Here is a 12938-nt window from a genome sequence, read left to right as displayed (position 1 = left end):
CGCCATTAAGACACTTTCGTTAGAGACAAGCGGCCGCGAATCATCAGCGTGGTTTGCGTCGTCGGGCCAGTCACTTTTGAAAACCCGGCCCATACGTGATCGTCTGAGCCGATCGGCAGAGGACCGGAGACGACGAGCGAGCCTAACCTACCGCCCTTCGTCTGCGTCGCAAGCGCAACATCGGGGTAACGTCGGACGGCTTGCTGAGGCACGCCGGGCCAACCATAGCCCTGACACACGGAAATGACGATCTGCGCCGGCATTTGCCATTCGTCCTCAGCCGTCGCATTGATTTCGGCGTCGGCTTCGACCATGTACATGCCTGCTGGAACAGAGGTCGAGTTATTGCTGTTGACCGTGAACTGAAAGCCCCCGAACGTGTTCGTTGCCATTGTGAAATCAGGTTCGTAATGGTCGTCCTTGTCGATGCCCCGTTCGTTGGGCTGATAGCCTAGCTCGATGTGCAGGCCCGACGAGCCGCCAAGCGAAGTCGGCTTATTGAGGATCATCGCCAGTCCGCTCGTCGCGTTCCAATCGGAGTTCGCCTGTGCGGGCGGTATCGTGGGTTTGTTAGTGAGGTCGGCATAGTCGCCGCTGATCGCGACCGGCGAGAGCGAAGGCTTATTCTCAATCATCGCGACGCCAGAGAGGGCAGACCAATCCGCGTTGACCTGCGCGGCCGTTATGTCGGGCTTATTCTCTATCATCGCGACGCCGCTCGACGCGTTCCAGTCGGTATTAACCTGTGCGGCGGGGATCGCGGGCGCGCCTTCGAGGTCGTCATATTGGCCCGAGGTCGCGACTGTTGCGAGTTCGGGGCGCATTCTGCAAGTCCGCGTAATCGATCGACTTTGAGAGCGTCGCGAGAGCATTTTCGATAGCTTGGGCGAGTTGGTCGGTTCGCTTGTAGTCGGGCGTAACGCCATGTGCGACGAGCATGGCTCGCACTTCTTCCGTCATCGCGTGATACCACCAGCAGCCGGGCACTGTCCCTTTGATACCCGTGCTGGGTGCGCCATTGTAGGGATAACCTCCCGCGTTCGAGCTTGGCGTCTCGGGCGGATTGGGCGAGACGTTCGATTGCCAATACCGGTCCATAGCTACGCTCCCGCTTGCGCGTCCTCCGCTTCATTGAACGGCGTAATTGCCCCCCACTTGCCCGCGACGAGTTCTTCGAATAGTTGCCGTCCGTGCTCCATCGGATCGGTCGCCATCGCGCCGAACGGCACGTAGCCGTCGACGTGTGCGAACTTCACCGCTCAAACGATGATCGTGCCTTGCGCGTCCCCATAGGCGGCGTCCCTGAAGACGTTAAAATCCGCCATATCCCTCCCGCTCCCCGCTTTTCTCAATGCTTTCAACACGCGCATCGTCCACGCATCTCGTCCTCATTCCGAGCTACAACCCCGGCGAGAAAGTCGACGAAACCGTGCGCGACGCGCGTGAGCAGTGGAATCCGGTGTGGGTCGTCGTCGACGGCAGCACGGACGGCAGTGCCGAACGTCTCACGAAAATGGCCGAAGCCGATCCGGGCCTGCGCGTGATCGTGTTGCCGGAGAACCGCGGCAAGGGCGCGGCGATTCTCGCGGGCCTCGACGAAGCCGCGAAACAAGGCTTCACGCACGCGCTGACGATGGACTCGGATGGCCAGCATCCCGCCGCGCTCATTTGCATGTTCATGGAAACGTCGATGGGCGCGCCCGACGCGATGATCCTCGGCCGCCCGAGATTCGACGCGAGCGCGCCGCAATTGCGCGTGCAGGGCCGGCGCATTTCGAACGGATGGGCGAATCTGGAGACGCTGTGGGTGGGCATCGGCGATTCGCTGTACGGCTTTCGCGTCTACCCGATCTCGCCGCTCGCCGCGCTGATGCGCAAGCACACGTGGATGCGCCGCTTCGATTTCGATCCCGAAGCGGTGGTGCGTCTGTGCTGGCGCGGCGTGCGCCCGATCAACCTCGACGCGCCCGTGCGCTACTTCACGCCGGAAGAGGGCGGCGTCTCGCATTTCCGCTATGGCCGCGACAACGCGCTGCTCACGTGGATGCACGTGCGGCTTTTGCTCGGCTTCGTGCTGCGTTTGCCGATGCTCGTCGCGAGACGCCTGTCCGGGCGATGATCAGCGCGGATCGCTGACCGTCGCGTTCATCGTCGTGCCCGCGATCACCGTGTTCTTCAACACGATGTCGTGCACGTTGTAGGCGTAGATCGGGCCGGGCGTCGCCGCGGTGGCGGGACCGGCCGCGACCGGCGTGCCGAAATCGCAATCGGTGATCGTCACGCCGGTGATGGCGGGAATCGCGGGCGTCGGCGCGGGGCCGTTGTAATCGAACCCGACGGGGCCCTGCGCGACGATCGCCTGGAAGCACGAACCGGTGACGCCGTTCAGCGACACGTTGCTCGCCTTCACGTTCGAGATGTTCACGTTCTGCACGAGCGCGGGCCGCGTGCGGATCGCGTCCTTCGACGGCTGATAATCGCAGTCGAACGTGATGATGCCGCCTTGCGCCGCCGATGGATTCGCCGCCGTCGCCGTCGCGACGCCGAGCGGCACCGTCGCGTTGATCGGGCTGCCCGCGAGGAGGCTGCTGCCGTAGCCGGAAGGCGTGAGGCTCACGCCGTTGGGCAGCGTCACGTTGTCCACGTAGAAATCCTTCACGAAGCCGCCGCGATTCATGTTCGTCTTGATGCGGATCGCGATGTTCAGCGAATTCGTCGCCCAGAACTTGTTGAGCATCTGCAGATTGCGCGCGTAGATCTGCTGCACGCCGCCGCCCATTTCGCTGCCGAGCGTGATGCCGCCGTGGCCGCTGTTCATCGTGCAATTCTGGATGACGTGCTTTTGCGCCGGGCCGTATTGCGTGTCGAGGTCCTTGCCCGACTTGATCGCGATGCAGTCGTCGCCGGTGTTGAACGTGACGTTCTCGCACAGAACCATGTCGCAGGCGTCGGGATCGAAGCCGTCGTTGTTCGGGCCGATGCTGTCCACCGTCACGCCGCGCATCACGACGTTCTGGCAATCGGTCGGATGATGCTGCCAGAACGGCGTGTTGTTCGTTCGATAACTCTCCATCAGCACGTTCGTGCAGCCGATGAACTCCACCATGCACGGCCGCAGATGGTGGCCGATGCCGAAGATGCGCTTCTCGATCGCGACGCCCGCTTCCGATAGCGCGGGCAGATAGTTCTGGTCCTGCTGCCAGGGCGTGGCGGGATCGGTGAGTTTCGCGTAGAGCGTGTCGGAGATGCCGGGCACGGCGGTTTTCAGATCGACGTTGTTCGCGTTGCTCGATGCCTGCGAAGGCGTCGACGAATTCACGCAACCGTAGACGCCGTTGTTGCCTTTCCATGTCCACCAGCACGTCGCGGTGTTGCCGCTACCGGCGAAGGGCGTCATCGCCTGACCGTTGAGCACCGAAGTGTCGCCTTCGCCCGTGACCGCGATGTTCTTCTGGTTGCGCGCGTAGACCGGCGGGCCGTAGTTGAGGCAGTCGTTTGCCTGCCAGCGGCTGTAGAAGAGCTTGCCGTTCGGGCCGCAATCGATCGGGCCGTCCTTCGCGTAATCGGCGGGATTCGGGCTGAAGTAGATGGTGCAGTTCGCGCTCAGATGAAAGTCGACGTTGGACAGCAGCACGATCGGCCCGGCGCAATACCACGTGCCGGCAGGCACGACGACATGGCCGCCGCCCGCCGCGTTGCATGCCGCGATGGCCGCGAGAAACGCCGGACGCGAATCGAAGGAACCGGGCGCGTTGGTTTGGTCGGCGCCGGTGCTCAACGGCGATTTCGCCGGATCGGTGTACGGATTTGGGGCTGCGACGACCGCGCAGGGCTTCGCGCCGTAATCGGTGACGAGAAACTGGCGGCTCGGGAACATCGACGTCGATACGCTTTGCAGCGCATTAACGATTTGCGTCGCGGAGCCGGATGCGCCCCAGATCGGGTCCGGGGCGGCGGGCGGCGGCGTCGAGCCGGAACCCGCGTCCGAGTCGTCATGGCCGCCACAGCCCGCGAGCATGCCGAGCGCGCCCATCGCGCCGATGAGCGGTGCGCCCGCCGACATGCCCGCAAATTTGACGAACGTGCGGCGCGCGACGGATCGCACCGCCGATACGTGTTTCGGTTGCTTCATGAAAGTCTCCTCGATGCGGATTTTGAGCGCGTGCGAGCGCGTGGACGCACGGCGCGGCGTCGGATGTGGGATTCGAAGGAAAGCGTTAAGCGGCGTCAGCCGGGCGGCTGCGGCGGAGAAAACAAACGATGTCGTACAACATCGGCGCGGCGGGGCATGGCGTCTCCAACGATGTCAGGTGCGCGCATGGGCCGCGCGTCATGGAGCAAACGTTAGCGGAGATCGATATCGAACGTCAAGCGGGACTAACGTGTACTCTCAAGCGATATAGGACATCGTATTTTAAAGCGCCTTCCTCAGGACGAGACGCGCTTCCAGCCCGCCGCCTTCGCGATGATGCAATGTGAGGGACGCGTCCATCGCGAGTGCGAGTTGCCGCGCGATGGCGAGCCCCAGCCCCGTGCCGCCGGTTTGCCGGTTGCGCGATCCTTCCAGCCGCACGAACGGCTCGAACACCGCCTCCAGCGATTCTTCCGGAATGCCTGGGCCGCGATCGAGCACGGCGATGACGGCGCGCCCGTCGTCGCGCGTGGCGACTTCGATCTCCGCCGCGCCGGAATACTTGATCGCGTTATCGACCAAATTGCCCACGACACGCTTCAACGCCTGCGGAGGCGCCATCAGCGCACCGTCGATATTGCCGCGCAACGTCACCGTTTCCCCGGCATCGAGGTAATCGTCGACGATGCTTTCGAAAAGCGCGTCCGGATCGATGCGGCGCGGCGCTTCGTTCGTGCCGTGCAAGGTCCGCGCGTAGGTGACGCCTTCCTTCACGAGCGATTCCATCTCCTTCAGATCCTGCTGGAGCTTCGCGCCGGTCGACTCGTCGTCCATCACGTCGACGCGCAGGCGCATGCGCGTGATCGGCGTCTGCAAATCGTGCGTGATCGCCGCGAGAATCTGCATGCGCTGGGTCATGTATGTCGAGACGCGGTCCTGCATCGCGTTGAACGCTTTCGCAGCGCGCGCGACTTCCTCCGGGCCGGATTCGGGCAGGCGTTCGGCCTTGAGGTCGGGGCCGAGCGTATCGGCGGCATTGGCGAGACGCTTGAGCGGGCCCGTCGCGAGGCGCACCGCGAGCCAGCAGCACGCGCCGAGCACGATCAGTTGCAGGACCAGAACCAGCGGCAACCAGCCGGACATGGGCGTGCCGACCATCGGACGCATGTCGATGGTGAGCGGCGAGCCGTCCGACAGCCGCAGATGCACCTGAAAGCGCTCCTTGTCGCCGGGTACGGCGTTGACCGTCAGCGGATATTGCTTGCCGATGCCTTCGGCGATAGAACGCGCGAAGCGCTCGGACAATGCCGCATCCGGCGGCGTGCCCGTCACACCCGGCCCGAGGATGAATTCATAGCTGCGGCGCGCGAGACGCGGCAGCCATGCTGCGCGCTCGTTAGGCGGCAGGTGATCGAGCAGCGCGACCGAGCTCGCCACTTCGCGCTCGACGTAGCCCATCATCACATTGGTCATCGAATCGTCGCGTTCGCGCATCGTCAGAAGGAACGAGAACGTCTGCGCGAGCGCCAGTCCGACGACGAGAATCAGCGCGAGCCGCGCGAACAGCGTGCGCGGCCAGTGCAGCAGGGAAGCGGGTGAAACCGTGCTCATTGAGAAGACTCGATTGGTTTGACTTCGGCGGAGAACACATAGCCTTCGCTGCGCAGCGTCTTGATATAGCGCGGCTCGCGGGCGGTGTCGCGCAGGCGCTGACGCAGACGCGACACGAGCAGGTCGATGGAGCGGTCGAACGCATCGGCCTGGCGTCCTTGCGTCAGGTTCAACAACTGATCGCGCGTGAGCACGCGCTGCGCATTGTCGAGAAACACGCGTAAAAGCCGGTATTCCGCGCCGGACAGCGCGACCATCGTGCCTTCGGCATCGAGCAGATGACGCGCAGTGGTGTCGAGACGCCAGTCGCCGAATGCCAGCATTTGCGACGATTCGCTCACTTCCATTCCCGGCGGCAGCATGCGCGTGCGGCGCAGCACCGAGCGGATGCGCGCAAGCAGCTCGCGCACGGCGAAGGGTTTCGGCAGGTAATCGTCGGCGCCCATTTCGAGGCCGAGAATGCGATCGGCTTCCTCGTTGCGCGCGGTGAGCATCAGCACCGGCACGTCGCGGTATTTGCCCGCGCGCAACTCGCGGCACAGCACGAGTCCGTCTTCGCCGGGCAGCATGAGATCGAGAACGATCAGATCCGGCGCGCCTTGCTGCTCCAGCACGGCGCGCATCTGCCGACCGTTCGCCGCGAGCGACACGCGCATGCCGTTCTTTTCGAGGTACGTGGCGAGCAGTTCGCGAATGCCGCGATCGTCGTCGACGATCAATACGTGATCAGTGGTTTCCATCGATGGATCGTTGTCGTTGACGCTTGAGTTGAACACGGCTCGGGCTGACCAGCAGACACCGAACCGGATGGGCCATTTCCGTCGCGATGCCGCCCACGAGAAAGGCGATAACCGCCAGCATGCGTTTCATTCGAAGCTCCCGCCGATGATGCGATGTCTGCGTTATAACGCGGTTCAGCGGAGGTTTTGTATCGCAGTGTATCCCGCGTGTCGCGCGATACATAACATTGCGCAGCGCGCGTTTTTTCGACACAAGCGGGATACGCGCGCGCAGTCCAATGCGGTCATGCCGATGCGAACGTCGGCCTGTGGGGCGACTTGCTCATGTCTCGTCGCTTCGATTTCTACCGCATTCAGAGGACTTCGTCATGCTAGACGTTATCAAGAATGTTGCCGCGTGCGCCGGACTGGCGGCCTGCGCGGCGATCGCGCCCGTACACGCCGCAACGCCCGCAAGCGCCAACATCCGTTCGAACGCCGCGCCGGAAATCGCCGGCATCGACACATGGCTCAACAGCGAACCGCTCACGCTCGCGCAGTTGCGCGGCAAGGTCGTACTCGTCGATTTCTGGACCTTCGCGTGCGGCAACTGCGTCAATACGCTGCCGTCCGTGAAGTCGTGGCATCGGAAGTATGCGGATAAAGGGCTCGTCGTTATCGGCGTGCATACGCCCGAATTTCCGTTCGAGCAGGACACGAACAACGTGAAGCGCGCGATCGAGCGCTTCGGCATCACCTATCCCGTCGCGCAGGACAACCGCTACGCGACCTGGGCCGCGTATGGCAACCAGTACTGGCCAGCGTTCTATCTGATCGACAAACACGGGCAAGTGGCCTACACGCACTTCGGTGAGGGCGATTACGCACAGACCGAAGCGACGATCCAGAAACTGCTGGCCGAGCGCTAACCGAGGTTTCGTATCGCAATGTATCTGGAACGCACCCGATACAAAACATTGCACAAGGCCCGCATCCGGACACAAGCCAGATACCTGCCGGGCTTCAAATACACACAACGACGGCCCACGAGTGAAACGCAACACGCACACCGCGACGCCCGAGTGCCGAAACTCATTGAACCGACCGATCGATCCGCTAAAGGAGAAACACCATGAAATCCACCATCGTTGCTTTCGCTCTCGTCGCCAGCGCTGTCGCGGGTGTCGCTCATGCCGCCGTGCCGTCTACGTCAGTGCACGTGCAGACTCAACAAACCGCTGCGAGCCAGAACAACGCCGGCAAGACCCGCGCCGAAGTGAAGCGCGAACTCGTTCAGGCACAGCGCGATGGCCAGATCGCCGCGCTGCGCAGCCTGTATCAAGGTAGCTGATCGTTATTACCAAATATCGACCGATATTACTCATAGAGGCCAAATCATGATCAAGCAATTCGTCACCGCCGCAGTCATCGCCGTCAGCGCCGTCGCCGCCGGTTCCGCCTTCGCCAGCAGCGGCTACGGTCCCGCGCCGCACTACGATCCGCTTGCGGGCGCGCCCGCCTCGCAACGCGGCGTGAGCGCGCAGACCATCGCCAGCGAAAGCGCCGCGATGCCCATGCAGGCATATGGCGGCACGACCGACACGGTTTCGCAATCGGGCGGGCGCGTCACGTCGACGAACGACGTCGCCAGGCTCTTCGCGCATCACTGATTCATTGAACTTTCGAACCCATACGAGAAACGCATCATGACCCAGATCGACACCGTTCTGTACACCGGCAAAACTCGCGTCGTCGGAGGCCGCGAAGGCCATGCGAAGAGCACCGATGGCCGTCTCGACGTAAAACTCTCGCCGCCCGGATCGACGGGCGCGGGCACCAATCCCGAACAGATGCTCGCCGCGGGCTGGTCCGCGTGTTTCATCGGCGCGATGGGCAAGGCCGCCGCGAAGCTGAAGACTCGTCTGCCCGCCGACACCGCCGTCGATGCCGAAGTGGACCTCGGCATGGCAGGCGAAGCGTACCTGCTGCGTGCGCACCTGAACGTGAGCCTGCCGGGCATCGAACGCGCGGTCGCCGAGGAAATTGCGAACCTGGCGCATCAGACCTGCCCGTACTCGAAGGCACTGAAGAGCAACATCGACGTGACGATCACGGTGGTGTGACGCGTGTCATCGGCGTGCATCGACGATTCGCTCCGGTAGCCTTGGCGCTTCATCGATCAAGCGAAGCACCGAGCCGACATGGACCGAATCGGCGCGATGAAAGTCTTCATCGCTACGCTGGACGAGGGCAGTCTGGCGGGCGCGGGGCGGCGGCCCGGCCGCTCGGCCGCCGCCGTGAGCCGGGCGATCGCCTTTCTCGAAGCGCACATCGGCACGGCCTTGCTCCACCGCACGACGCGCACGATCAAGCTGTCCGAAGCCGGCGAGCGTTATGCCGCCGCGTGCCGCCACGGCGTTTTAGCGCACTTGGAGCCGCTTCTGCGCTCGACGCTCGCAACGAATGCCCTAACGCGCACGAAAGAGACTGCCGTCGCAATCGCGGCGCGCTCCGGTGTGCATCGTATGACCGTCGCGGAGCACGCGCGGATCATCGACGCGGCGCTGATGGGTTCACCGCGTCAGGCGGGGCCGTTCGCAATAGCCAGAAGCAAAAGTATCCAACATGCTTCAATCAAGCCCGCACACCCGCGATCGAGGCCTCGTCGACAGGCCGATCATCGATAGGAAAGTGCAGCAGCGCCGCAACGAGACCCGCGATCGCCGTCGCACCCCAGATCAGCGAGTACGAACCGGTCGTATCGAACACATAGCCGCCCAGCCACGCGCCGAGAAAAGAGCCGAGCTGATGGCTGAGAAACACGACTCCGAATAGCGTGCCGAGATGCCGCGTGCCGAATACCTTCGCAATGAGTCCATTCGTGAGCGGCACCGTGCCGAGCCACGTCAGCCCCATGACGGCGGCGAAGAGGACGACGGATACGCTCGTCGTCGGCAGCAGAACGAAGAGGGCGATCGTGCCGCCGCGAATCAGATAGAGCCACGCGAGCACGTGATGCTGCGGCCAGCGTCCGCCGAGCCATCCGCATCCCCAACTGCCGATCATGTTGAAGAAGCCGATCAGCGCGAGCGCCGTCGCCCCGAGCCCGACCGGCATATGGCAGAGCATCAGATAGCCCGGCAGATGCGTCGCGATGAACGCGAGCTGAAAACCGCACGTGAAAAAGCCGAGCGTCAGCAGCCGATAGCCGCGATGACGCAACGCATACGCGAGCGTTTCGCGCAGCGGCGTCGCATGCGTTTCGTTCGATGCCGATGCCGATGCCTTGCTCCGGCGGCTCGCGCGATCGAGCACGATGCCCAAGGGCGCGGCGAGCAGCAGCACGAAGGCGAGGGCATAGAGCGACGCCGGCACGCCCGCATGCACGCGCACTTGCTGCGCGAACGGCACCATCAGCACTTGCCCGAGCGAGCCGCCCGCGCTCGCGAGGCCCATCGCGACACTGCGCGTTTGCGGCGACGCGACGCGTCCGACCGTCGCGAGCACGACACCGAAGCTCGTGCAACTGATGCCGATTCCGACGAGCAGTCCGAGGCCCAACACGAGCATCCAGCCGGACGTCGCGCCCGCCGCGAGCGCAAGGCCCGCCGCGAATGTGGCCGCGCCCATCGCGACGACAGGTGTTGCGCCATATCGGTCGGCCGCGGCGCCGGCGAATGGCTGCGCGAAGCCCCAGACGAGATTGTGCAGCGCGATCGCGAAGGCGATGAGCGTGACGGGCATGCCGCGATCGAAGGAGAACGGCCCGATGAAAAGCCCGAACGTCTGCCGCACGCCCATGGCGGCGCTCAGGATCAGCGCGGCAGCGCCGATGATCGCCCACGTCGCTGCGCGGTTCGTGTTGCTGGAAGTGCTCGACAGGGATGACATGGCGCGTTTTCCTCCTTGCGGCCATCGTCGCAGGCGAACGTCCGTGCTGACAAACGAAAAGTTTTCGTGGACGGATGAACGCAGTTCAACCGTGACGGTTCGCATCGTCGCCGTTGTTATCGATGAACTCCGCCGCCTGTGCGATCAGCCAGTTGCGAAACGCGACGAGATCCGCGCGCGCGCTCGCTTGCGGCGACTCGCAGAGCCAGTACGCAGTCTGCGTTTCGACGCTCGTCGGGGACGCCTCGACGAGCGTGCCCGCCGCCAGTTCGCGATCGACGAGCGGACGCCTGCCGATGACGACGCCGAGCCCGGCCGCGGCGGCATCGAAGGCGAGCTGGACGGTATCGAAGCGCAGGCCGCCGTGGAGATCGAGGCCGTCGATGCCCGCGCCGTCCATCCACGCCTGCCAGTCCTGGCTCGCGGTATCGACGTGGATGAGCGCGGCGCGCGCGAGATCGGGGATGCCGTCGTCGCCCGTCAGCGTTACGTGATAGGTCGGACTGCACACGGGCACGAGCCGCTCGCCGAACAGACGTTGCCACGACGCGCCATCGACCGGGCCGCGCGAGAGGCGCAGGCCGAAGTCGAAGCCATCGACGGGAAAGCCTGCCTGACGGCGCGAAGTATCGACAGTGACATCGATGTTGGGCCAGCGCGCGCGGAAATCCGCGAGACGCGGGACGAGCCAGCGCGCGGCGAGCGTCGGCGCGCAGGTCACGGCGATCGCGCGGCGCTTGCGCTTGTCGGGCAGCGTCTGCGTGCCGACGGCAATGAGCGAGAACGCTTCCGCGATGTACGGCAGATAGTGTTCGCCCGCCGCGCTCAGCGACAGCCCGCGCGGCTCGCGCACGAAGAGCTCGACGCCGAGCATGTCTTCCAGCGCGCCGATGCCGTGGCTCACCGCGCCCGGCGTCACGTTGAGTTCGGCGGCGGCGAGCTTGAAACTGCGATGGCGCGCGGCGGCCTCGAAGAGACGGAGCGCGTTGAGCGGCGGGAGGCGCTGGGGCATGTTGGCGTGTGGGATCGACGACGTGTGCGCCTATATTGCCATCGTCGATGCAGGCGATGTCAGCGCGCCGGCTGACGCCGCGCTTTCCACCAGGCGAGCGAGCGCCGCGCGATGAGCCGGAACGGCGGATTGGCGAACAGCACCGCCGCGCCCAGCGCGATGCAGCCGCAGACGAGAAACGTGCCGCGATAACCGAGCGCCGCCACGAGTGCGCCGGACAACACGCCGGAAAGAATCGACCCGACGCGCGATGCGTTGAAAAACAGCGCCGTCGCCGCGCCCGGCGTTCGAGGCATGAGGTCCTGCATGTAGGTCATGCCGAGACACGAAATCACCGACACGACGAACGCGTTGAAGGCCTGCATCGGAATCAGGAACTGGACGCTTTGCGACGCGGCGACGGCAATGAAATAGATCATGTGCACGGCTGCGGACGACGCGAGCCAGCGCTGCTTGTCGAGTCGTGAGCCGCGTGCGCCGAGGGCGAGCATCATCGGAATTTCGAGGAACGCGCCGAGCCCGAGCATGACGGACACGTCGATGCGCGTGCCATGCATGCCGTGCACGACGTAAAGCGGCAAGACGATCATGGTCGCGCTCGCGGCGAGTCCGACGAGCGTCATCGCGATGGTGGCGCGCCAAATCTCAGCGCGCGAGTGCGGCGTGCCGGCGTGGGGCGGCACGAACTCATCGGTGTCGGGCGCGGTCACTTCGAGCAGCGACGACGGATCGCCCGCATAGTGCGCGGGCGCGCTGTGCGGATCGCCCTTGGGCGAATCGTGCATGCGCCAGACGATGCCGCCGCACGCGATGAAACACGCCGCCGCGAACAGAAACAGGCCGTAGAAACCGGCTGCGGCCAGCACCAGCGCGCCGACGGACGGGCCGAATACCCACGCCATCGAGAGGACGGTTCTCAGCGTTGCGAGTGCGAAAGAGCGCTCGGCGGGCTCATCGACGGGCAATGCGGCGCGCGCGAAGGAAAACACGAGCGACATGGCCGAGCCGCCCGCGCCGAGAAACAGGATGCCGATCACGACGAGCGCTGCGTAATTGCGCACGAGACACAGCAACAAGAATCCGAGCGACGACGCGATGAGCGCCGCCAGCAACAATTCGCGATGGCGGCCGTGCCTGTCGGACCATTTGCCTGCGAACGCGCTGGCGACGACGCCGCTCGCGGCGATGACCGTCATGAAGACGCCGAGCCGCAGAGGACTCATGTCGGCCTGCTCGACGCTGAACAGCGAGAGATACGGCGCGGTGAAGGACATCGCGACGCCGAGCATCAGCGTCGCGCCGGAGAGCGGGAGGAAGAACGGGATTCGGGCGAGGCTGAGGAGGCGGGTGTTCATCGGGACGGGCGGTTTGGGGGTTTGGGGAGTTTGCCACTGGGATGCAGATGGTGTGTGTGGTAATCGGTTGACCGAGATTTACATAATGTTAATTATCGGTTTTTTACATTGTTGCGGCTTTATCCTAATGTCGTGTTCTGGCTATTTACAGATGTCGGGTTTTTAACCGGTGGCAAGCTGGCGACTGTTCGTCAGCGGGAGTCCGCCATGTCACCGAA

14 protein-coding genes and 1 pseudogene are annotated in these 12938 nt (G+C 64.2%); 6 read left to right on the top strand and 9 right to left on the bottom strand.

All coding sequences use genetic code 11. The annotated features are described in order from the left end of the window. Positions 1-5: 5 nt before the first annotated feature. Both NCS28_RS21635 and NCS28_RS21630 read right to left on the bottom strand, forming a co-directional pair. Complete coding sequence (locus NCS28_RS21635; RefSeq protein ID WP_250515822.1) at positions 6-824, bottom strand: hypothetical protein; 819 nt, start codon at positions 822-824, stop codon at positions 6-8. Between the two features lie 276 nt (positions 825-1100). After that, the gene (locus tag NCS28_RS21630; protein ID WP_250515821.1) at positions 1101-1256 is read right to left on the bottom strand and encodes a hypothetical protein; all 156 of its coding nucleotides are present in this window, start codon (positions 1254-1256) and stop codon (positions 1101-1103) included. Positions 1257-1351: 95 nt separating this feature from the next. Here NCS28_RS21630 and NCS28_RS21625 point away from each other — a divergent pair, with 95 nt between their 5' ends. Next, positions 1352-2119 carry a glycosyltransferase family 2 protein gene (locus tag NCS28_RS21625; RefSeq protein ID WP_250515820.1) on the top strand — a complete coding sequence of 256 codons (768 nt, stop codon included), beginning with the start codon at positions 1352-1354 and terminating at the stop codon, positions 2117-2119. On the opposite strand, the gene NCS28_RS21620 is transcribed toward NCS28_RS21625, so the two are convergent. The 4 genes from NCS28_RS21620 to NCS28_RS21605 form a co-directional block, all read right to left on the bottom strand. After that, the gene (locus tag NCS28_RS21620) at positions 2120-4132 is read right to left on the bottom strand and encodes a glycoside hydrolase family 28 protein (RefSeq protein WP_250515819.1); all 2013 of its coding nucleotides are present in this window, start codon (positions 4130-4132) and stop codon (positions 2120-2122) included. Positions 4133-4414: 282 nt separating this feature from the next. After that, the gene (locus NCS28_RS21615) at positions 4415-5743 is read right to left on the bottom strand and encodes a sensor histidine kinase (RefSeq protein ID WP_250515818.1); all 1329 of its coding nucleotides are present in this window, start codon (positions 5741-5743) and stop codon (positions 4415-4417) included. Then, a complete protein-coding gene (locus tag NCS28_RS21610; protein WP_250515817.1) occupies positions 5740-6483 on the bottom strand; it encodes a response regulator in 744 nt (247 codons plus the stop codon). The genes NCS28_RS21615 and NCS28_RS21610 overlap by 4 nt, the downstream gene beginning before the upstream one ends. After that, positions 6470-6613: a hypothetical protein gene (locus NCS28_RS21605; RefSeq protein WP_250515816.1), complete on the bottom strand. Its 144-nt coding sequence runs from the start codon at positions 6611-6613 to the stop codon at positions 6470-6472. Before NCS28_RS21605 ends, NCS28_RS21610 begins: the two co-directional genes overlap by 14 nt. A 238-nt stretch (positions 6614-6851) precedes the next feature. On the opposite strand from NCS28_RS21605, the gene NCS28_RS21600 reads away from it, so the two are divergent. The 5 genes and pseudogenes from NCS28_RS21600 to NCS28_RS21580 form a co-directional block, all read left to right on the top strand. Further along, entirely contained in the window at positions 6852-7391 is a 540-nt protein-coding gene (locus NCS28_RS21600) for a thioredoxin family protein (RefSeq protein WP_250515815.1), read from the top strand. 203 nt (positions 7392-7594) lie between these two features. After that, complete coding sequence (locus NCS28_RS21595; RefSeq protein WP_250515814.1) at positions 7595-7813, top strand: DUF4148 domain-containing protein; 219 nt, start codon at positions 7595-7597, stop codon at positions 7811-7813. A gap of 46 nt (positions 7814-7859) precedes the next feature. Beyond that, positions 7860-8132 (top strand): hypothetical protein, encoded by a 273-nt coding sequence (locus NCS28_RS21590; protein WP_250515813.1) that lies wholly within the window; start codon positions 7860-7862, stop codon positions 8130-8132. A gap of 36 nt (positions 8133-8168) precedes the next feature. Beyond that, on the top strand, positions 8169-8585 hold the full coding sequence (locus tag NCS28_RS21585) for an organic hydroperoxide resistance protein (RefSeq protein WP_250515812.1): 417 nt from the start codon (positions 8169-8171) through the stop codon (positions 8583-8585). Between the two features lie 78 nt (positions 8586-8663). Beyond that, a pseudogene (locus tag NCS28_RS21580) lies at positions 8664-8897 on the top strand (LysR family transcriptional regulator); the annotation flags it as partial. A 199-nt stretch (positions 8898-9096) separates the two neighbouring features. Here the strand turns inward: NCS28_RS21580 and NCS28_RS21575 are convergent. The 3 genes from NCS28_RS21575 to NCS28_RS21565 all read right to left on the bottom strand — a co-directional run bounded on the left by NCS28_RS21575 (position 9097) and on the right by NCS28_RS21565 (position 12720). After that, entirely contained in the window at positions 9097-10353 is a 1257-nt protein-coding gene (locus tag NCS28_RS21575; RefSeq protein ID WP_250515811.1) for an MFS transporter, read from the bottom strand. An 85-nt stretch (positions 10354-10438) separates the two neighbouring features. After that, positions 10439-11365, bottom strand: a complete 927-nt coding sequence (locus NCS28_RS21570) for a LysR substrate-binding domain-containing protein (protein ID WP_250515810.1) — start codon at positions 11363-11365, stop codon at positions 10439-10441. 59 nt (positions 11366-11424) lie between these two features. Beyond that, complete coding sequence (locus NCS28_RS21565) at positions 11425-12720, bottom strand: sugar efflux transporter (protein ID WP_250515809.1); 1296 nt, start codon at positions 12718-12720, stop codon at positions 11425-11427. Positions 12721-12938 lie beyond the last annotated feature (218 nt).

The organism is Caballeronia sp. INDeC2 (genome assembly GCF_023631325.1).
Taxonomy (GTDB): domain Bacteria; phylum Pseudomonadota; class Gammaproteobacteria; order Burkholderiales; family Burkholderiaceae; genus Caballeronia.
This window is presented reverse-complemented; position numbering and strand designations above follow the sequence as displayed.

Excerpts from the sequence above, each read along its gene's own strand:
- NCS28_RS21600 (WP_250515815.1), top strand. The coding sequence starts at position 6,852 with ATGCTAGACGTTATCAAGAATGTTGCCGCGTGCGCCGGACTGGCGGCC.
- NCS28_RS21625 (WP_250515820.1), top strand. The coding sequence starts at position 1,352 with ATGCTTTCAACACGCGCATCGTCCACGCATCTCGTCCTCATTCCGAGC.
- NCS28_RS21565 (WP_250515809.1), bottom strand. The coding sequence starts at position 12,720 with ATGAACACCCGCCTCCTCAGCCTCGCCCGAATCCCGTTCTTCCTCCCG.
- NCS28_RS21605 (WP_250515816.1), bottom strand. The coding sequence starts at position 6,613 with ATGAAACGCATGCTGGCGGTTATCGCCTTTCTCGTGGGCGGCATCGCG.
- NCS28_RS21620 (WP_250515819.1), bottom strand. The coding sequence starts at position 4,132 with ATGAAGCAACCGAAACACGTATCGGCGGTGCGATCCGTCGCGCGCCGC.
- NCS28_RS21590 (WP_250515813.1), top strand. The coding sequence starts at position 7,860 with ATGATCAAGCAATTCGTCACCGCCGCAGTCATCGCCGTCAGCGCCGTC.
- NCS28_RS21595 (WP_250515814.1), top strand. The coding sequence starts at position 7,595 with ATGAAATCCACCATCGTTGCTTTCGCTCTCGTCGCCAGCGCTGTCGCG.
- NCS28_RS21585 (WP_250515812.1), top strand. The coding sequence starts at position 8,169 with ATGACCCAGATCGACACCGTTCTGTACACCGGCAAAACTCGCGTCGTC.
- NCS28_RS21575 (WP_250515811.1), bottom strand. The coding sequence starts at position 10,353 with ATGTCATCCCTGTCGAGCACTTCCAGCAACACGAACCGCGCAGCGACG.
- NCS28_RS21610 (WP_250515817.1), bottom strand. The coding sequence starts at position 6,483 with ATGGAAACCACTGATCACGTATTGATCGTCGACGACGATCGCGGCATT.
- NCS28_RS21615 (WP_250515818.1), bottom strand. The coding sequence starts at position 5,743 with ATGAGCACGGTTTCACCCGCTTCCCTGCTGCACTGGCCGCGCACGCTG.
- NCS28_RS21635 (WP_250515822.1), bottom strand. The coding sequence starts at position 824 with ATGCGCCCCGAACTCGCAACAGTCGCGACCTCGGGCCAATATGACGAC.
- NCS28_RS21570 (WP_250515810.1), bottom strand. The coding sequence starts at position 11,365 with ATGCCCCAGCGCCTCCCGCCGCTCAACGCGCTCCGTCTCTTCGAGGCC.